Genomic DNA, 21,402 nt, shown 5'->3' with positions numbered 1-21,402 from the left:
GATGACGCGCAACCACGCGTTACGGGATCCTACGTCGGAGGGCACGATAGGGGATGACCCCGACGGACACCGAGTCCGAGACCCCACGAGCTACGCCATGCAGGGAGATCCCTTGACCGGCCAGACCACCGGCGGAGCACCGCGCGTCAACATCATCCGCGACGGGCTCGCCGCCCACCTGCCCGACATCGACCCGGAGGAGACCGCGGAGTGGATCGACTCGTTCGACGCGGTCCTCGACGCGGCCGGGCAGCAGCGCGCCCGCTACCTGATGCTGCGGATGCTGCAGCGCGCCCGGGAGCGCCACGTCGGTGTCCCCTCGCTGACCAGCACCGACTACGTCAACACCATCCCCACCGACCGCGAGCCGTGGTTCCCCGGTGACGAGGAGGCGGAGCGCACGTTCCGCCGCTGGATCCGCTGGAACGCCGCGATGACGGTGCACCGGGCACAGCGTCCCGGGATCGGCGTCGGCGGCCACATCTCCTCCTACGCCTCCTCGGCGACCCTCTACGAGGTCGGGTTCAACCACTTCTTCCGCGGCAAGGACCACCCGGGCGGGGGCGACCAGATCTACATCCAGGGCCACGCCTCCCCCGGCGTCTACGCCCGCGCCTACCTCGAGGGCCGCCTCACCGAGGACCGCCTCGACGGCTTCCGCCAGGAGCTCAGCCACGGCGGCCCCGGCCACGGGCTGCCCTCCTACCCGCACCCGCGGCTGATGCCGGACTTCTGGGAGTTCCCCACGGTCTCGATGGGCCTGGGCCCGATGAACGCGATCATGCAGGCGCGCTACAACCGCTACCTGGGCGATCGCGGCTTCACCAACACCGAGGACCAGCACGTGTGGGCCTTCCTCGGCGACGGCGAGATGGACGAGCCCGAGTCGCGCGGCCAGCTGCAGATCGCGGCCACCGAGGGGCTCGACAACCTCACGTTCGTCGTCAACTGCAACCTGCAGCGCCTCGACGGCCCGGTCCGCGGCAACGGCAAGATCATCCAGGAGCTGGAGGCGTTCTTCCGGGGCGCCGGCTGGAACGTCATCAAGGTCGTGTGGGGCCGGGAGTGGGACGCCCTGCTGCACGCCGACCGCGACGGCGCGCTGATCAACCTCATGAACACCACGCCCGACGGCGACTTCCAGACCTACAAGGCCAACGACGGCGCCTACGTCCGCGACCACTTCTTCGGGCGCGACCCGCGCACGAAGGCGCTGGTCGAGCCGATGACCGACGCGCAGGTCTGGAACCTCAAGCGCGGCGGGCACGACTACCGCAAGGTGCACGCGGCCTACGCGGCGGCGCTGGAGCACCACGGCCAGCCCACCGTCATCCTGGCCAAGACGATCAAGGGCTACGGCCTGGGCTCGCACTTCGCCGGCCGCAACGCCACGCACCAGATGAAGAAGCTGTCCCTGGCCGACCTCAAGGAGTTCCGCGACTCCCAGCGCATCCCGATCACCGACGCGCAGCTCGAGGCCGACCCGTACCTGCCGCCGTACTACCACCCCGGCGAGGACGACGACGCCCTGCAGTACATGCGGGAGCGCCGTCGCAACCTGGGCGGACCGCTGCCCAGCCGCCGCGTCACGGCCAAGCCGCTCGTGCTGCCCGGCGACAAGGTCTACGACTTCGTGCGCAAGGGGTCGGGCAAGCAGGAGGTCGCCACGACGATGGCGTTCGTCCGGCTGCTGCGCGAGCTCATCAAGGACAAGGACGTCGGCAACCGGTTCGTGCCGATCATCCCCGACGAGGCGCGCACGTTCGGGATGGACTCCATGTTCCCGACGCAGAAGATCTACAACCCGAACGGGCAGCAGTACACCTCGGTCGACGCCGAGCTCATGCTCGCCTACCGCGAGTCCGAGCAGGGCCAGCTGCTGCACGAGGGCATCAACGAGGCGGGGTCGGTGGGCTCGTTCACCGCCGTCGGCACCTCGTACGCCACGCACGGGCAGCCGATGATCCCGGTGTACGTCTTCTACTCGATGTTCGGCTTCCAGCGCACCGGCGACTCGATCTGGGCCGCCGCCGACCAGATGGCCCGCGGGTTCCTGATCGGCGCCACCGCCGGGCGCACCACGCTCACCGGCGAGGGCCTGCAGCACAACGACGGCCACTCGCTGCTGCTCGCGGCCACCAACCCGGCCGTGCTGGCCTACGACCCGGCGTTCTCCTACGAGGTCGCGCACATCGTCAAGGACGGCCTGCGGCGGATGTACGGCGAGGGCGGCGACACCCTCGAGGGCGAGAACGTCATCTACTACATGACGGTCTACAACGAGCCCTACGTGCAGCCGGCCGAGCCCGCGGACGTGGACGTCGACGGCCTGCTGCGCGGCATCCACCGGATCGCCACGACCGCGCGCGAGGACGGGCCGCAGGTCCGGCTGCTCGCGTCGGGCGTCGCGGTGCCGTGGGCGCTGCAGGCGCGCGACATGCTCGCCGAGCAGTGGGGCGTCGGGGCCGAGGTGTTCTCGGTGACGTCGTGGGGCGAGCTGCGCCGCGACGGCGTCGAGACCGAGCAGCACAACCTGCTCCACCCCGACGGCGAGCGCCGCACGGCCTTCGTCGCCGAGGCGCTGGCCGGGGACGCCCCGGTCGTCGCGGTGTCGGACTGGATGCGGGCCGTGCCCGACCTGATCCGCCAGTGGGTCCCGGCGCGCTTCACGACGCTGGGCACCGACGGGTTCGGCCTGTCCGACACCCGGCCCGCGGTGCGGCGCCACTTCAACGTCGACGCGGAGTCCATCGTGGTCGCGGCGCTGCAGTCGCTGGGCGCCGAGGGCGCCCTCGACACGTCCGCGGCGGCCGAGGCGGCGGCGAAGTACCGGATCGACGACCCCCGGGCCGCGGGGCCGCAGACGAGCGACAGCGGCGTCGCCTGACGGGCGCGGGGCCGCCTCCGGCGCACCGGCGGCGGCCCCGTGCGCGGCTCTTTACCACCTCGGCGCCCCGGAACCACAAACACACAGGTCATTTGGGTCTCGGCAGACGGCGATTCTCGCGATACGCTCCGCGCGACGCCGACCTCGTGATCGCGGACGGCGTCCCGACCGGGCCGCGTACTCCAGGTCTCCGGGCGGACGTTGCCGGGGCGTGGGCCCTGGCTGAAGGTACGAGGAGAGCAAGAATGGCAGAGGGCACCGTCAAGTGGTTCAACAGCGAGAAGGGCTACGGCTTCCTCGCTCCTGACGGTGGTGGCGCGGACGTGTTCGTGCACTACTCGGCAATCCAGACCAACGGCTACAAGAGCCTCGACGAGGGCCAGCGCGTGTCGTTCGACATCGAGCAGGGCCAGAAGGGGCCGCAGGCCACCAAGGTCGAGCCGCTCGGCTGAGCACCCCGCACGTGGTCACGCCGGACGGTGGGCTCCGTCCGGCGTGACACCCCTGTCGAGCCGCCCTCCGGGGCCGCTCAGCCGAGGGTCGCGTGCATCTCCCACACGAGCACCTCGGCGCCGTCGGGGCCGGCCGCCAGCGTGCGGCCGTCCGACGCCGTGACCCGCGCCGAGTCGCCCGCCTGCAGGACCCCGACCCCCTCCAGGTCCACCGCGCCGCGCGCCACGAACAGGTGCGCCAGCGGGGACGTCGGGAGGGACACGACCGCGCCCGCCGCCGGGCGGGCCGCGTAGAGCGCCGCGTGCCGCTGGCTGATCGAGATGGCCCGGTCCGAGGCGTGCTTCCCCATGCCCGAGGCCACGACCACGAGCCCTCCCCCGTCGAGCTCGGAGGAGATGTCGAGCTGCTCGTAGCCGGGCGCCACGCCGCTCTCGTCGGGCACCACCCACATCTGCACGAAGTGGACGTCGGTGGCCGCGCCGACGGCGTCGTTCTTCTCGGAGTGCAGGATCCCGGTGCCGGCGCTCATCCGCTGCGCCAGCCCGGGCGTGATGAGGCCGGAGTGCCCGGTCGAGTCCTGGTGCACCAGCGAGCCGTCGAGCACCCAGGTGACGATCTCCATGTCGCGGTGCGGGTGCGTGTCGAAACCGCTCCCCGCGCGCACGACGTCGTCGTTGCTCACCATCAGCACGCCGAAGTGGGTGTTGTCCGGGTCGTAGTGCGGGCCGAACGAGAAGCTGTGCTTCGAGTCGAGCCAGTCGATCCGGGTGGCGTACCGGTCACCGGCGCGCCGGACGTCGACGGCCGGGGTCAGGGTGGTGGACATCAGGGCCTCCTCACGTGGTTGTTGACTCTGCAACTACCGGTGGTCTCGCGCCATTCCCGGCGCTCGCGCGCGTGCCTGCGATGATGCCCCACGTGCCGGTCCGCAGGTCCACCGTGCGCCGCCTGGAGCTCGCGGCGGGCGGCCTCGCCACGGCCTGCCTGGGTGCCATGGAGGACCGCCTCCCCTGGTTCGCGCGCCTGCCCGCCGAGCAGCGGGCCGGGGTCCTGCTCGTCACCCAGACCGGCGTCAGCAACTTCGCCGCCTGGCTGACCCATCCCGGCGAGACCATCCGCCTGACGGCCGAGGCCTTCCGGATCGCCCCCCGCGACCTGGCCCGCCGGCTCTCGCTGCGCCAGACCGTCGAGCTCGTGCGCGTGGCCACTGACGTGTTCGAGCAGCACCTGCCCCCGCTCGCGGCCGACGACGACGAGCACCGGGTGCTCGTCGAGGCCATCCTGCGCTTCGGCCGGGAGATCGCGTTCGCCGCGGCCACGGTCTACGCGGGGGCGGCCGAGACCCGCGGCGCGTGGGACGCGCGGCTGGAGGCACTCGTCGTCGACGCCGTGGTGCGCGGCGAAGCCGATGACGCCATGGTCTCCCGCGCCGCCGCGCTGGGCTTCGACCCCGCCGCCGCGCTGCGGGTCGTCGTCGGCTCCACGCCCGTCGACGTCCCGGAGGAGGCGTTGGGCGAGGTGCGCCGCCACGCCCACCGCTCGGGCCGCTCGGTCCTCGTCGGGGTGCAGGGGCAGCGGCTGATCGTGCTGCTGTCGGAGCCGTCGGGGGGCGCCGCGCGCACGCCGGCGGGGTCGCTGCGCGGGCTGGGGCGGATCGTCGACGGCTTCGGCCCCGGCCCCGTCGTCCTGGGGCCGGTGGTGGGCGACCTGACCGCCGCCCGGGCCAGCGCCCGCGAGGCGCTGGGCGGGCTGCGCGCCGCTCCGGGGCGCCCGGACGCGCCCCGCCCCGTCGCGGCCGACGACCTGCTCCCCGAGCGCGCGCTCTGCGGCGACGCCGACGCCCACCGCGCGCTGACCGCCCTGCTCGCCCCGCTGCACGCCGCGGGCGGGGCGCTGCTCGACACCCTCACCGCCTACCTCGACGGCGGCGGCGCGCTGGAGTCCTGCGCCCGCGCGCTGTTCGTGCACCCCAACACCGTGCGCTACCGGCTGCGCCGGGTGAGCGAACTCACCGGCCGCCACCCGTCCGAACCGCGCGACGCCCAGGTGTTGCGCACGGCGCTCGTGACGGCCAGGTTGAACGCCGATGAGCTGCGGAATCCCTACAACGAACGGCAGGACGGCGATGTGCTCCGGTGAGGTCGGCACGCGTGGCTTGGTAGGAGTCCCACAAAAGGGCGCGGGAGGATTCGTGCCCCCCGGCATGCCCGCGACGGCCCTGCGCCGTGTTGGGTTCGAGCTGTGATCGCGCTGCTCGCTCCCGGACAGGGATCCCAGACCCCCGGCATGCTCGCCCCCTGGCTCGCCGACCCCGACGCCGAGAAGCAGCTGGCGGCGTGGTCCGACGTCGCGGGGCTCGACCTCGTGCGCCTGGGCACCACCGCGGAGGCCGCGGAGATCAAGGACACGGCGGTGACGCAGCCGCTCGTCGTCGCCGCGGCGCTGCTGGCCGCCGCCCGCCTCGACCTCCCCCTCGACGTCCCGGTCGCCGGGCACTCGGTCGGTGAGCTCGCCGCGCTGGCGGTCGCGGGCGTCATCACCCCCGACGCCGCCGTGGCGCTGGCCGCCGTGCGCGGCCGGGAGATGGCCGCGGCCTGCGCGCTGGAGCCCACGGGCATGAGTGCGGTCCTGGGCGGGGACCCCGACGCCGTGCTCGCGCGCCTCGAGGAGCTGGGACTGGACCCGGCCAACCGCAACGGCGGCGGCCAGGTCGTGGCCGCCGGGCCCGTCGACGCGCTCGCCGCGCTCGCCGAGAACCCCCCGGAGCGGGCGCGGGTGATGCCGCTGCCGGTGGCCGGCGCGTTCCACACGCGCTTCATGGCGACCGCCCAGGACGCCCTGCGCACCCACGCCGAGGGACTGTCGACGAGCGACCCGGTCCGGCCCCTGCTGTCCAACGCCGACGGGGCCGTCGTCACCGACGGCGCCGACGCCCTGCGCCGCCTGGTGGACCAGGTCACCCGCCCCGTACGGTGGGACGCCTGCATGGACGCGCTGCGCGAGCTCGGCGTCACCGCGACGGCCGAGCTGCCGCCGGCGGGGGCGCTCACCGGGCTCGTGAAGCGGGCCCTGAAGGGCACCACCACGCTCGCGCTCAAGACCCCCGGGGACCTCGACGCGGCGCACGAGCTGATCGGAGCCGACCGATGACACCGGTACTGCGTCTGGCCGAACCCGCCGCCGGGGCCCGCCTGCTGGGGCTGGGCAGCCACTCGCCCGAGCGCGTCGTCACCAACGACGAGCTCGCGCAGCGCATCGACACCAACGACCAGTGGATCCGCGAGCGCGTCGGCATCCAGAGCCGCCGCGTCGCCGCCGAGGACGTCTCGCTCGTCGACATGGCGTCCGACGCCGGGGCCCGCGCGGTCAAGGACTCCGGGCTCGACCCGTCGGAGATCGACGGCGTGCTCGTCGCGACCTGCACGATGCCCAACTTCATCCCGAACGCCGCGGCGCAGACCGCCGAGCGCATCGGCATCCGCGCGCCCGCCGCGTTCGACCTCAACGCCGCCTGCGCCGGGTTCTGCTACGGCCTGGGCATGGCCGCCGACATGGTGCGCGGCGGCTCCGCCCGCAACGTGCTCGTCATCGGCGCCGAGAAGCTGTCGGACTGGCTCGACTGGGACGACCGCTCCACCGCGATCATCTTCGCCGACGGCGCGGGTGCCGCGGTGATCGGTCCGGCGGCCGACGCGGCGTCGGTGGGCGTCGGCCCCGTCGCCTGGGGCAGCGCGGGTGACATGAACCAGGCCATCCGGATCCTCGACGGCCACGGCTCCAAGGCGGGCGGCGCGCTGCACCAGGAGGGCCAGGCGGTGTTCCGCTGGGCCACCACGCAGGTCGCGCCGGTCGCGCTGCGCGCGATCGAGCTGGCCGGGCTCACCCCCGCCGACATCGACGTGTTCGTGCCGCACCAGGCCAACCTGCGGATCGTCGAGGCCGTCGCGAAGAAGCTGCGCAAGCAGGGTGCCCGCGAGGACATGCGGGTGGCCGACGACATCGTGCACTCCGGCAACACCTCGTCGGCGTCGGTGCCGCTCGCCCTGGACCACATGCGCGCCGACGGCCGCATCCGCTCGGGCGACACCGTGCTGCTCGTAGGCTTCGGCGCGGGCCTGTCCTACGCCGGGCAGGTCGTCCGCTTCCCGTGAGCGGCGCGGTCGCCAGCACCACCCCCTGATTCCCCCACCACCAGAAGGAGTTCCCGTGGCAGACAAGACCGAGATCCTCGCCGGCCTGGCCGAGATCGTGGAGGAGGTCGCCGGCATCGACACCGCCGAGGTCGACGCCGACAAGTCCTTCGTGGACGACCTCGACATCGACTCGCTGTCGATGGTGGAGATCGCCGTGCAGGCCGAGGACAAGTTCGGCGTGAAGATCCCGGACGACCAGCTGGCCGAGCTCAAGACGGTCGGTGACGCGGTGGACTACATCGCGAAGAACCAGTGACGGCAGTAGGCACACACATCCCCGCGGAGGCGCGATGAGCACGGGCGACATCGAGGTCGTCGTCACCGGACTGGGAGCGACGACCCCACTGGGTGGCGACGTCACGTCCACCTGGGAGGCGCTGCTGGCCGGCAAGTCCGGCGTCCGGCGCATCGACGACGACGAGCACGAGTGGGTCACCCGGCACGACCTGCCGGTGAAGATCGCCTCGCCGCTCGCGGTGTCGCCGCTCGAGGTCATCCCGCGCGTCCAGGCGCGCCGGCTCGACCGCTGCGAGCAGGTGGCGATCGTGGCGGCAAAGGAGGCGTGGGCGCATGCTGGTCTGGGTGGGCGGGACGACATGCAGGTGGAGCCCGAGCGGCTCGCCGTCGTGATCGGCACCGGGATCGGCGGCGCGGTCACCCTGCTCGACCAGGACGACCTGCTGGAGGGGCCCGGCCTGCGCAAGGTCTCCCCCCTCACCGTGCCCATGCTCATGCCGAACGGGCCCGCGGCCTGGGTCGGTCTCGAGCTGGGCGCCAAGGGCGGGGTGCACGCGCCGGTCTCGGCGTGCGCGTCCGGCGCCGAGGCGATGGCGTGGGCGATGCGCCTGCTCCAGGCGGGCGAGGTCGACGTCGTGGTCGCCGGCGGCGCGGAGGCCTGCATCACGGGCATCACCGTCGCCGGGTTCGTGCAGGCGCGCACCCTGAGCCAGCGCAACGACGACCCGGCGCGGGCCTCGCGCCCGTTCGACACCGGGCGCGACGGCTTCGTCCTCGGCGAGGGCGCCGGGATCATGGTCCTGGAGCGCGCGGAGTTCGCGGCGGCCCGCGGGGCCACGGTGCACGGCCGGCTCGCCGGTTTCGGCATCACCGCCGACGCGTACCACATCACCGGGCCCGACCCCGAGGGCACGGGACAGGCCCGCGCGATCACGAAGTCGATCGAGAAGGCCGGGGTCGCCGCGGCGGACGTCACGCACGTCAACTGCCACGCGACCTCCACGGTGGCCGGCGACGTCGGCGAGACCCGCGCGGTCCGCAAGGCGCTCGGCGACCACCCGGTCCTCACGGCGCCGAAATCGGCGATGGGTCACCTGGTCGGCGCGGCCGGGGCGGTCGAGGGCATCATCACGCTGCTCTCGATCAAGGAGGGGATCATCCCCGCCACGCTCAACCTCGACGAGCTCGACCCGGGCGTCGAGCTGGACGTGGTGGCGGGCGAGCCCCGCAAGCTCGACATCACCGCGGCCGTCAACGACTCGTTCGGCTTCGGCGGGCACAACGTCGCGCTGACGTTCGTGAAGTAGGAGGCCTGCTCAGCAGGGCACGGCGATCGAGCTGCCGGCCCCGGTCTGCTCGATGAGCGGCGGTTCGCCGCTCATCGGCAGCGAGCTGTGCCAGCAGATGCGGCGGGCCGGCACGCTCGGCGGGGCGTCCTCGACGTCCTGGATGCTCACGAAGCGGACGCGGACCAGCACCCGCGCGCCCTCCAGGTCGTCGATCCGGTCGATCCGGACGGTGCCGTCCTGCGAGGAGTCGTAGGCCTCCCGCCACGCGGCCTCGTCGAGCGCGGCGCTCCGCTCGGGCACGACGGTGGTCACCCACGCGGCGTAGTCCTTGGCGTTGATGGCGTCGTAGTGGCGCTGGAGCTGGGCCCGCACGAGCTCGTGCGCGGGGTGGGCCAGCGCGTCGGCGGAGAACAGCACCTCCGACGACCCGACGCCCGACGCGGGCACGGGCGGGGCCGCGCGCAGCGGCGGCGCGAGCGAGGCGCCCGACCCCGTCCCGAGCCGCGCCAGCAGGAACCCGGCCAGCAGCAGGACGCCGAGCAGCGCCACCGTCAGCGTCGCGCTCCTGATCCGCACGCGGTGCATCCTGCCGCAGGCGGCACGCGGAGCAGTCCCGGGTACTCCGGTGGGCGGACTACCCGACCTGGTGCAGCCAGGTGACCGGGGCGCCGTCGCCGGCGAGCCGGAACGGCTCCAGGGCCTCGTCCCACGCGGTGCCCAGCAGGTCGTGCAGGCGGCCGGGGATCTGCGCGGGCGTCGAGCTCGCCATCAGCGTCCGCAGCTGGTCCTCGGCCACGACGATGTCGCCGTTGGCGCTCGTGCGCCCGCTCCACAGCCCCAGGTTCGGGACGTGGCAGAACCGCTCCCCGTCGACGCCCGGCGTGGGCTCCTCGGTCACCTCGAACCGGAGCATCGACCACGCCCGCAGGGCGCCCGCGATCGCGCCCCCGCTGCCGGCCGGGCCGTTCCAGGTGCACTCCGCGCGGAGCTGACCCTGGACGGCGGCCTGGGGGGTCCAGTGCAACGAGACCTTGGTCCCGAGCACGCCAGAGATCGCCCACTCGACGTGCGGACAGACCGCAGTCGGCGACGAGTGGACGAAGACCACGCCGCGTGCGTTCACTGCAGACCTCCAACGTCGACGAGGATCGTCTTCCCCTACGTCCTCGCGTCGTGGCGCGCCTGCTGCTTGAAGCTGTCCGGGTGGCACCCGGGCTCGGTGATGTTGGGCGCGAGTCTGCCCGGTCCCGCCCGCCGCTGCCAACACCCGCGGCACGCCGGGCGTGTCGCGCGGTCAGCGCACCGGCGCCCCGTCGACGTAGGTGTTGCCCGCGGCCTCGGCGGCCGCCGGGAGGCGCAGCGGGGCCCGCACGGCGTCGTGGGCGAAGCGGTTGTCGACGACGTGCACGTCGTCGCCCGTGCCCTCGTCCTGCAGCACGGAGTACTGCCCGCCGCCCAGCACGTTGGAGCGGACGACGATCGGCCCGTCGCCGCCCGCGGGCGAGACGCGGACCGCGCTGCGGTGCTCACCGCCCATCCGCACGGTCGTGTCCTCGACGACCACGTCGGACGCCGTCAGCGTCAGCCCGTCGACGTCGGAGCCGGGGGCGAAGCGCGACAGGACGCTCGCGCGGAGCCTGCTCCCCCGCCCCGCGTGCGCGCCGTCGCCGCCGACGCCGACGACCTCGATCCGCTCGGCGGTCCACCGGTCACCGCCCACGGCGGCCTCGGTGAAGCGCCCGGTGAGCGTGGTGTCCTCGATCCGCACCGACCCCGCCGCGGTCGTGACGATCCCGTAGGCGCGCGACCCGTCGCCGGTGATCCGGCTGCGGCGCACCACGACGTCCGCCGCGTCGACGACGATGCCGCCGCGCAGGTCCATCCCGTCGACGACCGTGCCCGGCGTCGTGATCGTCAACGGGCCGGCCGTGCAGAGGCGGACCGAGGGCGGCAGGCCGACGCTCCCCCGCTCCGGCGCGGCGTAGGGCCCGGCGGCCGCGCACCCCGTCGACGCCACGGGCGCGAGCGCGACGACGGGCGGCGCGACGGCGGGCACGACCCCGTCGGTGGCGACCACCACCCCGGACACGGCGACGCCGAACGCGACGAGGGCGAGGCACAGGCGCCCCGCTCCGGGAACGGACACGGCGGCGAGAGTACGGCCGATCGGAGCAGCACCAGCGCGGATCGCCTACCTGGAGTGAATCGTTATCACGATGTGTAGTGAGCGACTCCGTCCTGCAACGTGATCGTCACGGCGCCCCGCTCGACGAGCACGTCGAGGTGCGCCAGCGTCTCCATGACCGCCAGCATCGCGTTGAAGGTGTCCATGTCGGGCAGGCGCCTGCGGTGGCGCGTCCAGGGCAGCGCCTCCGCCACGGCCAGGCCCGTCGAGCGGCCCTCGCGGACGGCGGCGAGGGTGGCGTCGAGGCGCTCGCCGTGGTGCTCGAGCAGGGCGTCGACGCGCTCGTGCACGCGCATCCCGACCGCCCCGTGCGCGGGCAGCAGCACCGCGTCCTTGCGCGAGCGGATGAGCTGCAGGGAGGTCAGGAAGTCGGTCAGCGGGCTCACCGAGGGGTTGGGCTCGAAGCCGATCGACGGGGTGATCCGCGGCAGCACGTGGTCGCCGGCGAACAGCAGCCCGGCGGTGTCGTCGGCGAAGACGACGTGCCCCCGCGTGTGGCCCGGCGTCTCGACGGCCGTGAGCACCCGCTGCTCCCCCACCGCGATCTCGGCGCCGTCCTCGATCCACTCGTCGGGCATCTCCCACACCGAGAGGTCACCCGCGTCCATCTCGCGCCGCTCGATCTGCTCGACGAGCGCGGAGGCCCCCGCGCGCAGGAGGCGGACGCGGTGGACCTTGAACGGGTCGCGGGCCGAGCGGTTGACCTCCTCCAGGCCGACCTGCTCGCCGCGCCCGACCGCGACCCGCGAGCCGAACTCGCGCCGCAGCGTCACGGCCTGGGTGTAGTGGTCGCGGTGGATGTGGGTGACCAGGAACCGGCGGACGTCGCCGAGGCCCGCGCCCAGCTGCCCCAACGCCGCCGCGAGCAGCTCGCGCGACTCCGCGAGCGCCCATCCCGAGTCGATGAGCGTCCAGCCGTCGCCGTCGGGCACCGCGTACACGTTGACCGCCCGGAGGCCGTCCTGCGGGAGCGGCAGCGGGATGCGGTACACGTCGGGGGCGCAGCGGAACAGACCGGCGCTGGTCCAGTCGCCGTCCGGGTCGTCGTCGAGGATCACCGCCCGACCTTATGCGCTGCCACCCGCGGGCACCGCGCACCACCCGGCCGCGCCCCGCGATCACGCACTCCGCGTGCCGAACCGGACGGATCGGGCCCCGACGCCACCCGTCGGTGCAGGTCGGATCACCCCGGAGGGTGGCCCCTGCTCCCGTACTGTCCCACCCACGGTGAACAGCGCCCCTGGGGGCGGGACGAGAGGCGTGGGCAGGATGGCTGCAGAAGTGCCGGGGATGATCGGCGCACCGTTCCTCACCGTGGCCGAGGTGGCGGACCGGATGCGGGTCTCGAAGATGACGGTGTACCGGCTCGTGCACAGCGGGGAGCTGCCGGCGGTGCGGTTCGGGAGGTCGTTCCGCGTGCAGCGCAGCGCGGTGGAGGAGCTGATCCGCGCCGCGCGGTACGAGGCGGGGTGAGGGCGGACGGCGGTGCGGACACGTGGTCGTCATCGACGGCTGCGACGATCACGGCGTGCACCGTCGTCACGTCACCGCGTTCCTCGAGCTGGACGTCACCGAGCCCGCCCTCCTCGCCTTCCAGGTCGCGGCCGCGACCCGGCCCGCCGAGGAGCGGCTCTCCATCACCCGCGACGGGGAGGCGGTCCCCTTCAGGGAGGTCGCGGCCCCGCACGAGGGGCGCCTGCACGTGATCGACGCGCAGGTGGGGCGCACGGTGCTGGAGTACTCGGCCACCGTCGAGGGCGCCCTGCCCGCGCCGGAGACCACCGAGCTCGACCTGCTGGCCTACCGCCGGCCCAGCCGCTACTGCCCGTCGGACCGGCTGCTCTCGATCGCCAACGCGCAGTTCGACGGCATCGACGACACCGGTGAGCTCGTGTCCGCGGTCCGCGACTTCGTGCACGGGCGCCTGTTCTACCTGGGCGGCTCCAGCAAGCCCACCGACGACGCGATCGACACGCTGCTGCTCGGCGAGGGCGTGTGCCGCGACTACGCCCACCTCGTCGTCGCCCTGCTGCGGGCCCGCGACGTGCCCGCACGGCTCGTCGCCGTCTACGCGCCGGGGCTCGACCCGATGGACTTCCACGCCGTCGTCGAGGCGTGGGTGGACGGGTCGTGGCGGGTCGTCGACGCCACCGGGCTCGCGCCGCGGCCGTCGATGCTGCGGATCGGCACCGGCCGCGACGCCGCCGACACCGCGTTCCTCTCGGTGCACCACGGCCTGGCCGAGCTGCTGTCGGTCAACGTGCTCGCCGTCGTCGACGAGCTGCCGAACGACGACGGGACCGCGGTCGTCGCGCTCTCCTGACCCCCGAGCACGTCACGTCGTGGAAACGGCGCGGTGACCGGGCGCTCCTACCCTCGGCCGGACCATGGCCACCGTCCACGCCCTGCCGACCGGCACCGAGCTGCAGTTCCGCATGGTGCACGGCTACCGGCGGGCGTTCCGGATCGCCGGGTCCGGCCCGCCGGTGGTGCTCGTGCACGGCATCGGCGACAGCTCGGCCACGTGGGCGCCGGTGCTCCCCGCGCTGGCCCGCCGGCACCTGGTGATCGCCCCCGACCTGCTCGGCCACGGCAGCTCCGACAAGCCGCGCGCCGACTACTCGGTGGCCGCCTACGCCAACGGCGTGCGCGACCTGCTCGGCGTCCTGGGCGTCGAGAGGGCCACGCTGGTCGGGCACTCCCTCGGCGGCGGGGTGGCGATGCAGTTCGCCTACCAGTTCCCCGAGCGCACCGAGCGGCTCGTGCTGGTGGGCAGCGGGGGCGCCGGGCCCGACGTCACCCCGGTGCTGCGGGCGATGACGCTGCCCGGGGCCGCCGCGGCGCTCGGGCTGCTGCGGATGCCGACCGCGCGGCTGCAGGTCGGCGCCGGCGTCGCGCTGCTGCGGCTGCTCGGCACCGACCTCGGGCAGGACGCGCCCGACCTGCTCCGCATGGTCGACGCCCTGCCGGACGCGACCGCCCGCGCCGCGTTCATCCGGACGCTGCGCGCCGTCGTCGACTGGCGGGGGCAGGTGGTGACGATGCTCGACCGCTGCTACCTCACCCGCGGCATGCCCACGATGCTCGTGTGGGGCGCCCGCGACGCCGTCGTGCCCGTGGCGCACGCCCACCGCGCGCACGACGCGATGCCCGGCAGCAGGCTGGAGATCTTCCCGGGCGCGGGTCACTTCCCGTTCCACACCGACCCGGTGCGGTTCGTCGACCTGCTCGAGGACTTCCTGACGACCACCGCGGCGGCGCGCTGGAGCCCGCACCAGTGGCGGGAGCTGCTGCGCGACCCCGAACCCGGCCCCCTGCACGCGCCGGACCAGCGCAACGCGACCTGACCGGGCGGGCCCGGTGCCGTGCCGGTTAGGCGCCGGTGCCGGCCAGCTCCCGGGCGGGGAGCCAGCCGTTGCGGACGTCGGTGGCCTGCCAGCGGTCGATGGTCAGCCGGACGACCGCGTGCGGCGTCGACAGGAAGGGCTCGACCGAGGGGACCTTCGCCACCAGCACCCGGACGGCCTCGTCGGCCTCCGGCCCCTCGGGCAGGATCTCCGCGGCGGCGCGGGCCTGCAGGAACGGGTCGAAGGGCGTTCCCGAGGAGACGACCAGCCCCACCGTCGGGTTGGCCCGGACCGCCTGCAGGGTGTGGCCGTGCCGGGCGAGGACCAGCACGAGCGAGTACAGGCCCGTCTCGGCGAAGTGCACCCCGCTCGCCCACGGGACGTTGTCGGTGCAGACCGCCAGGAACATCGACCCGTGGCTCGCGAGGGTCTCGCGCACCTTGTCCTCGACCTGCGCCCGTTCTACGGTCACGCTCATCGGACCATCCTCTGCGGATCCATGCGGTGCGGGGATCCAGGATGAGGGGCGACGGGCGGGCGCGCCAGCGACCGTTCGGCCCCTGACCTGCGGCAACCGGCCGCAGGTCAGGGGCGGGACGGGTCAGCTGCAGCCGCTGGTGCTGCCGCAGCCCTCGCACAGGTAGCAGGAGCCCGCGGGGCGCATCTTCGTGCCGCAGGTCATGCAGAGCGGGGCGTCGGCGGCCTTGCCCAGGCGCAGCTCGAGCAGCTCGGTGGAGCTGCCCACCTCGACCGGGGCCTTCGACGCGCCGGTCGGGACCGCCGGGGCGGCCGGCTCGGTCTCGACGCCCTGGCGCAGGCCCTCGACGTCGACGACCTCGCCGTACTGGTCGGCCACCTGGGCGGTGCGCTCGTCGGCGGAGAAGATGCCGAGCTGCGCGCGCTTCTCGTAGGGCAGGTGGTCGAGCGCGAGGCGCCGGAACAGGTAGTCCAGCACGCTCGTGGCGATCCGGACGTCCGGGTCGTCGGTCATGCCCGCCGGCTCGAAGCGCAGGTTCGAGAACTTCGAGACGTAGAACTCCAGCGGGATGCCGTACTGCAGGCCCACCGAGATGGACATGGAGAACGCGTCCATGACGCCCGAGAGCGTGGAGCCCTGCTTGCCGAGCTTGACGAAGATCTCGCCGAGGCCGTCGTCGGGGTAGGAGCCCGCGGTGAGGTAGCCCTCGGCGCCGCCGACGGTGAACGAGACCGTCTCGCTGGGGCGCTTCTTGGGCAGGCGGCGCCGGACCGGCCGCTGCTCGACGACGGTGACGGTCTCCTTCTCCCCGCCGCCCGAGGACTTCGCCGACTTGCCCGCCGACAGCGGCTGGCCGACCTTGCAGTTGTCGCGGTAGATCGCGAGGGCCTTGAGGCCGAGCTTCCAGCCCTCCATGTAGACGCGCTCGACGTCCTCGACGGTGGCCGTCTCGGGCATGTTGACCGTCTTGGAGATCGCGCCGGACAGGAACGGCTGCACCGCGGCCATCATCCGGACGTGCCCCATGGCGGCGATGACCCGCTCGCCCATGGCGCAGTCGAACACCTCGTAGTGCTCGGGGCGCATGCCCGGGGCGTCGATGACGTGCCCGTGCTCGCCGACGAACTCGACGATCGCCTCGGCCTGCTCGGGCTGGTAGCCCAGCTTCGCCAGCGCGCGCGGCACCGTCTGGTTGACGATCTGCATCGACCCGCCGCCGACCAGCTTCTTGAACTTGACCAGCGCCAGGTCCGGCTCGATGCCGGTGGTGTCGCAGTCCATCATCAGGCCGATGGTGCCGGTGGGGGCGAGCACGGAGGCCTGCGCGTTGCGCCAGCCGTTGCGCTCGCCGATGGCCAGGCAGTCCTTCCACGCGGTGGTGGCCAGCTGGTGGATGCCGCTGCTCGCCGGGAACGTGCGGACGTCGTCGTTGGCGGCGGCGTGCTTGCGCATGACCCGCTGGTGGGCGCTCGCGTTGCGGGCGTAGCCCTCGTACGGGCCGACGACGCCGGCCAGCTCCGCGGAGCGCTTGTAGGACGCGCCGGTCATCAGCGAGGTGATGGCCGCGGCCAGCGAGCGGCCGCCCTCGGAGTCGTAGGCGTGGCCGGTGGCCATCAGCAGCGCGCCGAGGTTGGCGTAGCCGATGCCGAGCTGGCGGAAGGCGCGGGTGGTCTCGCCGATCGGCTCGGTCGGGAAGTCGGCGAAGCAGATGGAGATGTCCATCGCCGTGATGATGAGCTCGACCGACCTCTGGAACCGGACGGCGTCGAACCGGCCGTCGTCGCCCAGGAACGTGAGCAGGTTCAGCGAGGCGAGGTTGCAGCTCGAGTTGTCGAGGTGCATGTACTCCGAACACGGGTTGGACGCGGTGATCCGGCCCGATTCCGGAGTGGTGTGCCAGTCGTTGATGGTGCCGTCGTACTGGATACCGGGATCGGCGCACGCCCAGGCGGCCTCGGCGATTCCGCGGAACAGGTTCTTCGCGTCGACGGATTCGATGACCTCACCGGTCATCCGCGCGCGCAGGCCGAACTGCGAACCCGATTCGACGGCGCGCATGAACTCGTCGGTGACGCGGACGGAGTTGTTGGCGTTCTGGTACTGCACCGAGGTGATGTCGGCGCCGCCGAGGTCCATGTCGAAGCCGGCGTCGCGCAGCACGCGGACCTTGGCCTCCTCCTTGGCCTTGGTCTGGACGAACTCCTCGATGTCGGGGTGGTCGACGTCGAGGACGACCATCTTCGCCGCGCGCCGCGTGGCGCCGCCGGACTTGATGGTGCCCGCGCTGGCGTCGGCGCCCCGCATGAACGAGACCGGGCCCGACGCGGTGCCGCCCGAGGACAGCAGCTCCTTCGAGCTGCGGATCCGGGAGAGGTTCAGGCCCGCGCCCGAGCCGCCCTTGAAGATCAGCCCCTCCTCGCGGTACCAGTTGAGGATCGACTCCATCTCGTCGTCGACGGCGAGGATGAAGCAGGCGCTGACCTGCTGCGGGGAGCTCGTGCCGACGTTGAACCAGACCGGGGAGTTGAAGCTGAACACCTGGTGCAGCAGCATCCAGGTGAGCTCGTGGGCGAAGACCTCGGCGTCGGCGTCGGTGGCGAAGTAGCCGTTCTCCAGGCCCGAGCGGTGGTACACCCCGACCACGCGGTCGATGAGCTGGCGCAGGCTCGACTCGCGCTCCGGGGAGCCGACGGCCCCGCGGAAGTACTTGCTGGTGACGATGTTGGTGGCGTTCACCGACCAGCTGCTCGGGAACTCGACGCCGCGCTGCTCGAAGTTGACCGTGCCGTCGCGCCAGTTGGTCATGACGACGTCGCGGCGCTCCCACGTGACCTCGTCGTAGGGGTGCACGCCTGCGGTGGTGTGGATCCGCTCGATCGTGAGGCCCGCTGGGCGGGACGAGCGCGAGGCCTTCTTCCCGCGTCCGGACGTGGTGCCGACGGTCTCGGTCATGGGTGTTCCCTCTCCTGCGCGCACGACGGACGGGGTCCGGGCGCGCCAAGTACGGCATGGGTGTCGGGGCGTGGCGGTCGAGCTGCGCGCTGTCGTAGAGACAACGGCACGGGGTGCGGTGACGGCGCGGCGATGCGTCGGGCGGCCGCGTGCGGCCGCCGATCGGACGGGTCGGTCAGGTGGGCGCGGCGCGGGCTGGTGTGTCGCGCGCCGGCGTGTCGCGCAGGTCGGCGATCTCCTTCTCGAAGTCCTCGATCGAGGAGAAGGAGCGGTAGACGCTCGCGAACCGGAGGTAGGCGACCTCGTCGAGCTCGCGGAGCGGCCCGAGGATGGCCAGGCCGACCTCGTGGCTGGGGATCTCGGCGGTGCCGCCCGCGCGGACGGCCTCCTCGACGCGGGCCGCGAGCTGGGCCAGCGCGTCCTCGTCGACGGGACGGCCCTGGCAGGCCCGGCGGACACCGCTGACGACCTTGTCGCGGCTGAAGGGCTCCGTGACCCCGCTGCGCTTGACGACGGCCAGCACCGCCTCCTCGACGGTGGTGAACCGGCGCCCGCAGGAGGCGCAGGAGCGCCGACGGCGGGTGGCGACCCCGTCGTCGACCTCACGGGAATCGATGACCCGGCAGTCGGAGTGACGGCAGAAAGGGCAGCGCACGAACACCACCTCCGACGAGCCGGAACCCCATCCCTGGGCTAACGACGTCCATGTAACCACAACATGTAGGGGCGGCAAAACCGGGGAGGCACTATCCGTGCCCCATGTCGTCCGAACGGGAACGCGGCCGCGACGGCGCCCGGCGCCGCGCGCGGAGCGTCAGTCGCCGACGGCCCCCGTCACCTGCAGGGACGGCGGCACCACCGCTGTGGGGGACGTGCTCGTCACCTCCGCGGGACGGTCGGTGTGCCGGGCTGCCGCGGCGACGTCGGCCAGCAGCCCCAGCAGGACGACGACCGCGGCCGACAGCAGCGCCATGCCGATCGTCGCCACCACCCGCCGGCGGCGCAGGACCTCCGGCGGGAGCACCGGGACCGTGCGCAGCAGGACGCGCTCGCCGCGGCGGCCGGGCTCGCCGACCCACCGCTCGTCGGCCCACCGCTCCCCCGTCCGCTGCTCCCCCGGCCGGTGCTCCCCGGGCCGCTGGTCGCCGGGCCGCTGCGGGCGCGGCGGCTGCACCGGGCGCGCGGCCGTGGCCACCACCCGCGGGCGGACCGGGCGCGGCCCGTGGGCCCGCCCGCGGCGCGGCACCGCCCGCGCCGGGCGCACCGCGGCCTGCGGGGCCTGCGGGGCCTGCGCGGCCTGCTGGGCCTGCTGAGTCTGGGCGGCCTGCGCGGCCGCGGAGCGCGCGGCCGCCCGCGGCGCCGCCGGGTGCGGTGCCACCGGGTGCAGTGCCGTGCCGCCCCGCCGCATTCCGTCCTCGATCTGATCGTGCACCGGACTCCACCTTCCGCTCGGACCCGCTCGTGCCGTTCGCCGTTCCGTTCCTGGTGGCCGTTCGAACGACGAACAGGTGTTCGAACGAGCTCTCCGCGATGTGTACCACCCACCACCGACAGAATCGAGGAATCGGGGCGTGTCGTTCGAACATGTGTTTGGCGGGAGCCGGGATCGGGGCTACGGTCGTGGTCACGACGGCGGAACCGGTGCGCGCGAGCGCGCCCGTCCGCCACGGCACGAACGGTTCCCGGACACTCCGGGAACCGCGCGGAATCGACGAGGAGGCGCGAGCACATGGCACGGGACGAGCCCGGCCGGACGGGTGGCGACGACGAGGGGGTGCGCCCCGGGCCCACCGCCCAGGTGAGCACGTTCCCCGACCCCGCGAGCGCCCCCGTCGGCCTCACTCCCCGCCAGCGCAAGGTGCTGGAGGTCATCCGCGACTGGGTGGAGCGCCACGGCTACCCGCCGAGCGTGCGCGAGATCGGCGACGCCGTCGGCCTGACGTCGACGTCGTCGGTGCACCACCAGCTCCGCACGCTGGAGCGCAAGGGCTACCTGCGGCGCGACCCCAACCGCACGCGCGCGGTCGACGTCCGCCCGCCCGACGACCAGCCCGAGGCGCCGCCGTCGGAGTCCGGCGTCGTCGAGCGGCCGGCGCCCGCGTTCGTCCCGCTCCTGGGCACGATCGCCGCCGGTGGGCCGATCCTGGCCGAGCAGGCGGTGGAGAGCGTCTTCCCGCTGCCCCGCGAGATCGTCGGCGAGGGCACGCTGTTCCTGCTGCGGGTCCGCGGTGACTCGATGGTCGAGGCGGCCATCACCGACGGCGACTGGGTCGTCGTGCGTCAGCAGCCCGTCGCCGAGAACGGCGAGATCGTGGCCGCGATGATCGACGGGGAGGCCACCGTCAAGACGTTCACCCGCCGCGACGGGCACGTCTGGCTGATGCCGGCCAACGCCGCCTACGACCCGATCCCCGGCGACGACGCCACCGTGCTCGGGCGCGTCGTCACGGTGCTGCGCCGCCTCTGATGCCACCTCCGGCACCGGCGTGGTCCGGACCGGGCACCACGATCACCGGGTAGCGGGCGGTGCGCACCAGCACCCCCGCCACCCCGCCGAGCAGCAGGCGCTGCATGAACCGGTAGCCGCGCGACCCGACCACCAGCACGTCGGTGCGGTCGGGCAGCGCGGCGAGGGTGGCGGCCACCGGTCCGACCACGACGTCGCTCAGGGCGTCGATCTCCACGGGCAGCGACGCGATGCCCTTGTGCGCGAGCGCCTGCGCGGCGGGCACGCCGTCGTCGTCCTCGGCCACGGTCACGACCCGCACCGCGGCCCCGGTCCGCCCGGCCAGGTGCACGGCCACGGTCATCGCCCGGTCGGCCTCCGCGCTGCCGTCGTAGGCCACCGCCACCACGGTCATCGTCCCCGTGCCGGTGTGCCGGTACCCCCGCGGGGCGATCGCCACCGGGCAGCGCGCGAGCGGCAGCAGCCGCTGCACCGTCCGGCCCGGCGCGAGGCGGCCCAGCAGCCCGTGGCCGGTGGAGCCCACCACGAGCACGGCCGCGCCCACGTCGTCGGCGTGGTCGGCCAGCACGTCGGCCACCGAGCCCGGTGTGAGCGCGGTGAACTGCGGTTCGGCGTCGCCCCAGCCGTCGCCGATGATCTCCCGCGCCCGCCGGAACCGGCCGGCGGCGACCGCGCGGGCCTTCTCCCGCCACCGCGGGTCGCGGGCGACGACGGCGAGGCCGCGGGCATCGACCGGGTACACCGTGGCGACCACCGCGCTCAGCCCCGTGAGCCGGGCCAGCTGCGCGCCCAGGACGAGCGCGTCGTGCCCGCCCGGCGTGTCCTCGTAACCGGTGACGATCGGCACCGCGCCCCCCTCCGACCGTGATCACGGTATCCGCGGGTGCGGCGGGTCCGGTTACGCGCGTGCTACG

At 73.7% G+C, this 21,402-nt stretch carries 21 protein-coding genes; 11 read left to right on the top strand and 10 right to left on the bottom strand.

What is annotated here, in order from left to right; translation table 11 throughout:
* Nucleotides 1-112 precede the first annotated feature (112 nt).
* Nucleotides 113-2,887, top strand: a complete 2,775-nt coding sequence (aceE, locus tag HOP40_RS17520) for a pyruvate dehydrogenase (acetyl-transferring), homodimeric type (RefSeq protein WP_240157729.1) — start codon at nucleotides 113-115, stop codon at nucleotides 2,885-2,887.
* Between the two features lie 245 nt (nucleotides 2,888-3,132).
* The gene (locus HOP40_RS17515; RefSeq protein ID WP_172159938.1) at nucleotides 3,133-3,339 is read left to right on the top strand and encodes a cold-shock protein; all 207 of its coding nucleotides are present in this window, start codon (nucleotides 3,133-3,135) and stop codon (nucleotides 3,337-3,339) included.
* A 77-nt stretch (nucleotides 3,340-3,416) separates the two neighbouring features.
* On the opposite strand, the gene HOP40_RS17510 is transcribed toward HOP40_RS17515, so the two are convergent.
* The gene (locus tag HOP40_RS17510) at nucleotides 3,417-4,166 is read right to left on the bottom strand and encodes a pirin family protein (protein WP_172159936.1); all 750 of its coding nucleotides are present in this window, start codon (nucleotides 4,164-4,166) and stop codon (nucleotides 3,417-3,419) included.
* 83 nt (nucleotides 4,167-4,249) lie between these two features.
* On the opposite strand from HOP40_RS17510, the gene HOP40_RS17505 reads away from it, so the two are divergent.
* The 5 genes from HOP40_RS17505 to HOP40_RS17485 all read left to right on the top strand — a co-directional run bounded on the left by HOP40_RS17505 (nucleotide 4,250) and on the right by HOP40_RS17485 (nucleotide 9,077).
* On the top strand, nucleotides 4,250-5,479 hold the full coding sequence (locus tag HOP40_RS17505) for a PucR family transcriptional regulator (protein WP_420821825.1): 1,230 nt from the start codon (nucleotides 4,250-4,252) through the stop codon (nucleotides 5,477-5,479).
* Nucleotides 5,480-5,581: 102 nt separating this feature from the next.
* Nucleotides 5,582-6,490 (top strand): ACP S-malonyltransferase, encoded by a 909-nt coding sequence (locus tag HOP40_RS17500; RefSeq protein ID WP_172159932.1) that lies wholly within the window; start codon nucleotides 5,582-5,584, stop codon nucleotides 6,488-6,490.
* Entirely contained in the window at nucleotides 6,487-7,491 is a 1,005-nt protein-coding gene (locus HOP40_RS17495) for a beta-ketoacyl-ACP synthase III (protein WP_172159930.1), read from the top strand. Before HOP40_RS17500 ends, HOP40_RS17495 begins: the two co-directional genes overlap by 4 nt.
* 55 nt (nucleotides 7,492-7,546) lie before the next feature.
* Entirely contained in the window at nucleotides 7,547-7,789 is a 243-nt protein-coding gene (locus HOP40_RS17490) for an acyl carrier protein (RefSeq protein WP_172159928.1), read from the top strand.
* 34 nt (nucleotides 7,790-7,823) lie between these two features.
* Nucleotides 7,824-9,077: a beta-ketoacyl-[acyl-carrier-protein] synthase family protein gene (locus tag HOP40_RS17485; RefSeq protein ID WP_172159926.1), complete on the top strand. Its 1,254-nt coding sequence runs from the start codon at nucleotides 7,824-7,826 to the stop codon at nucleotides 9,075-9,077.
* A gap of 9 nt (nucleotides 9,078-9,086) precedes the next feature.
* Here HOP40_RS17485 and HOP40_RS17480 read toward each other — a convergent pair whose 3' ends face one another.
* From HOP40_RS17480 to HOP40_RS17465, 4 genes are all read right to left on the bottom strand, one after another.
* Nucleotides 9,087-9,635, bottom strand: coding sequence for a hypothetical protein (locus HOP40_RS17480; RefSeq protein ID WP_172159924.1), 549 nt, complete (start codon nucleotides 9,633-9,635; stop codon nucleotides 9,087-9,089).
* A gap of 58 nt (nucleotides 9,636-9,693) precedes the next feature.
* Nucleotides 9,694-10,182 (bottom strand): DUF3145 domain-containing protein, encoded by a 489-nt coding sequence (locus HOP40_RS17475; RefSeq protein ID WP_172159922.1) that lies wholly within the window; start codon nucleotides 10,180-10,182, stop codon nucleotides 9,694-9,696.
* Nucleotides 10,183-10,353: 171 nt separating this feature from the next.
* Nucleotides 10,354-11,205: a hypothetical protein gene (locus tag HOP40_RS17470; protein WP_172159920.1), complete on the bottom strand. Its 852-nt coding sequence runs from the start codon at nucleotides 11,203-11,205 to the stop codon at nucleotides 10,354-10,356.
* Between the two features lie 65 nt (nucleotides 11,206-11,270).
* The gene (locus HOP40_RS17465) at nucleotides 11,271-12,302 is read right to left on the bottom strand and encodes an MBL fold metallo-hydrolase (protein ID WP_172159918.1); all 1,032 of its coding nucleotides are present in this window, start codon (nucleotides 12,300-12,302) and stop codon (nucleotides 11,271-11,273) included.
* Nucleotides 12,303-12,513: 211 nt separating this feature from the next.
* On the opposite strand from HOP40_RS17465, the gene HOP40_RS17460 reads away from it, so the two are divergent.
* The 3 genes from HOP40_RS17460 to HOP40_RS17450 all read left to right on the top strand — a co-directional run bounded on the left by HOP40_RS17460 (nucleotide 12,514) and on the right by HOP40_RS17450 (nucleotide 14,591).
* Nucleotides 12,514-12,717, top strand: coding sequence for a helix-turn-helix domain-containing protein (locus tag HOP40_RS17460; RefSeq protein ID WP_172159916.1), 204 nt, complete (start codon nucleotides 12,514-12,516; stop codon nucleotides 12,715-12,717).
* A gap of 55 nt (nucleotides 12,718-12,772) precedes the next feature.
* Nucleotides 12,773-13,567, top strand: coding sequence for a transglutaminase-like domain-containing protein (locus HOP40_RS17455; RefSeq protein ID WP_172159914.1), 795 nt, complete (start codon nucleotides 12,773-12,775; stop codon nucleotides 13,565-13,567).
* Between the two features lie 64 nt (nucleotides 13,568-13,631).
* A complete protein-coding gene (locus HOP40_RS17450; RefSeq protein WP_172159912.1) occupies nucleotides 13,632-14,591 on the top strand; it encodes an alpha/beta fold hydrolase in 960 nt (319 codons plus the stop codon).
* A 25-nt stretch (nucleotides 14,592-14,616) separates the two neighbouring features.
* Here HOP40_RS17450 and HOP40_RS17445 read toward each other — a convergent pair whose 3' ends face one another.
* The 4 genes from HOP40_RS17445 to HOP40_RS17430 form a co-directional block, all read right to left on the bottom strand.
* A complete protein-coding gene (locus tag HOP40_RS17445; protein WP_172159910.1) occupies nucleotides 14,617-15,069 on the bottom strand; it encodes a pyridoxamine 5'-phosphate oxidase family protein in 453 nt (150 codons plus the stop codon).
* 123 nt (nucleotides 15,070-15,192) lie between these two features.
* Complete coding sequence (locus tag HOP40_RS17440; RefSeq protein WP_172159908.1) at nucleotides 15,193-18,021, bottom strand: vitamin B12-dependent ribonucleotide reductase; 2,829 nt, start codon at nucleotides 18,019-18,021, stop codon at nucleotides 15,193-15,195.
* A 175-nt stretch (nucleotides 18,022-18,196) separates the two neighbouring features.
* Nucleotides 18,197-18,676, bottom strand: coding sequence for a transcriptional regulator NrdR (gene nrdR, locus HOP40_RS17435; RefSeq protein ID WP_172159906.1), 480 nt, complete (start codon nucleotides 18,674-18,676; stop codon nucleotides 18,197-18,199).
* 159 nt (nucleotides 18,677-18,835) lie between these two features.
* A complete protein-coding gene (locus tag HOP40_RS17430) occupies nucleotides 18,836-19,453 on the bottom strand; it encodes a hypothetical protein (protein WP_172159904.1) in 618 nt (205 codons plus the stop codon).
* 297 nt (nucleotides 19,454-19,750) lie between these two features.
* Between HOP40_RS17430 and lexA the strand changes: the two genes are divergently transcribed.
* A complete protein-coding gene (gene lexA / locus HOP40_RS17425; RefSeq protein ID WP_172159902.1) occupies nucleotides 19,751-20,488 on the top strand; it encodes a transcriptional repressor LexA in 738 nt (245 codons plus the stop codon).
* Here lexA and HOP40_RS17420 read toward each other — a convergent pair.
* Nucleotides 20,466-21,335, bottom strand: coding sequence for a universal stress protein (locus HOP40_RS17420; protein ID WP_172159900.1), 870 nt, complete (start codon nucleotides 21,333-21,335; stop codon nucleotides 20,466-20,468). The genes lexA and HOP40_RS17420 overlap by 23 nt on opposite strands.
* Nucleotides 21,336-21,402 lie beyond the last annotated feature (67 nt).

This window comes from Pseudonocardia broussonetiae (assembly GCF_013155125.1).
GTDB classification, from domain to species: domain Bacteria; phylum Actinomycetota; class Actinomycetes; order Mycobacteriales; family Pseudonocardiaceae; genus Pseudonocardia; species Pseudonocardia broussonetiae.
The sequence above is the reverse complement of the archived record's forward strand: the minus strand, read 5'-3'. Positions and strand labels throughout refer to the sequence as shown.

What these genes read in the sequence shown, in the direction of transcription:
- HOP40_RS17515 (WP_172159938.1), top strand. Translation starts at nt 3,133, where the DNA reads ATGGCAGAGGGCACCGTCAAGTGGTTCAACAGCGAGAAGGGCTACGGC.
- HOP40_RS17510 (WP_172159936.1), bottom strand. Translation starts at nt 4,166, where the DNA reads ATGTCCACCACCCTGACCCCGGCCGTCGACGTCCGGCGCGCCGGTGAC.
- HOP40_RS17505 (WP_420821825.1), top strand. Translation starts at nt 4,250, where the DNA reads ATGCCCCACGTGCCGGTCCGCAGGTCCACCGTGCGCCGCCTGGAGCTC.
- HOP40_RS17495 (WP_172159930.1), top strand. Translation starts at nt 6,487, where the DNA reads ATGACACCGGTACTGCGTCTGGCCGAACCCGCCGCCGGGGCCCGCCTG.
- HOP40_RS17485 (WP_172159926.1), top strand. Translation starts at nt 7,824, where the DNA reads ATGAGCACGGGCGACATCGAGGTCGTCGTCACCGGACTGGGAGCGACG.
- HOP40_RS17460 (WP_172159916.1), top strand. Translation starts at nt 12,514, where the DNA reads ATGGCTGCAGAAGTGCCGGGGATGATCGGCGCACCGTTCCTCACCGTG.
- HOP40_RS17450 (WP_172159912.1), top strand. Translation starts at nt 13,632, where the DNA reads ATGGCCACCGTCCACGCCCTGCCGACCGGCACCGAGCTGCAGTTCCGC.
- HOP40_RS17445 (WP_172159910.1), bottom strand. Translation starts at nt 15,069, where the DNA reads ATGAGCGTGACCGTAGAACGGGCGCAGGTCGAGGACAAGGTGCGCGAG.
- HOP40_RS17440 (WP_172159908.1), bottom strand. Translation starts at nt 18,021, where the DNA reads ATGACCGAGACCGTCGGCACCACGTCCGGACGCGGGAAGAAGGCCTCG.
- lexA (WP_172159902.1), top strand. Translation starts at nt 19,751, where the DNA reads ATGGCACGGGACGAGCCCGGCCGGACGGGTGGCGACGACGAGGGGGTG.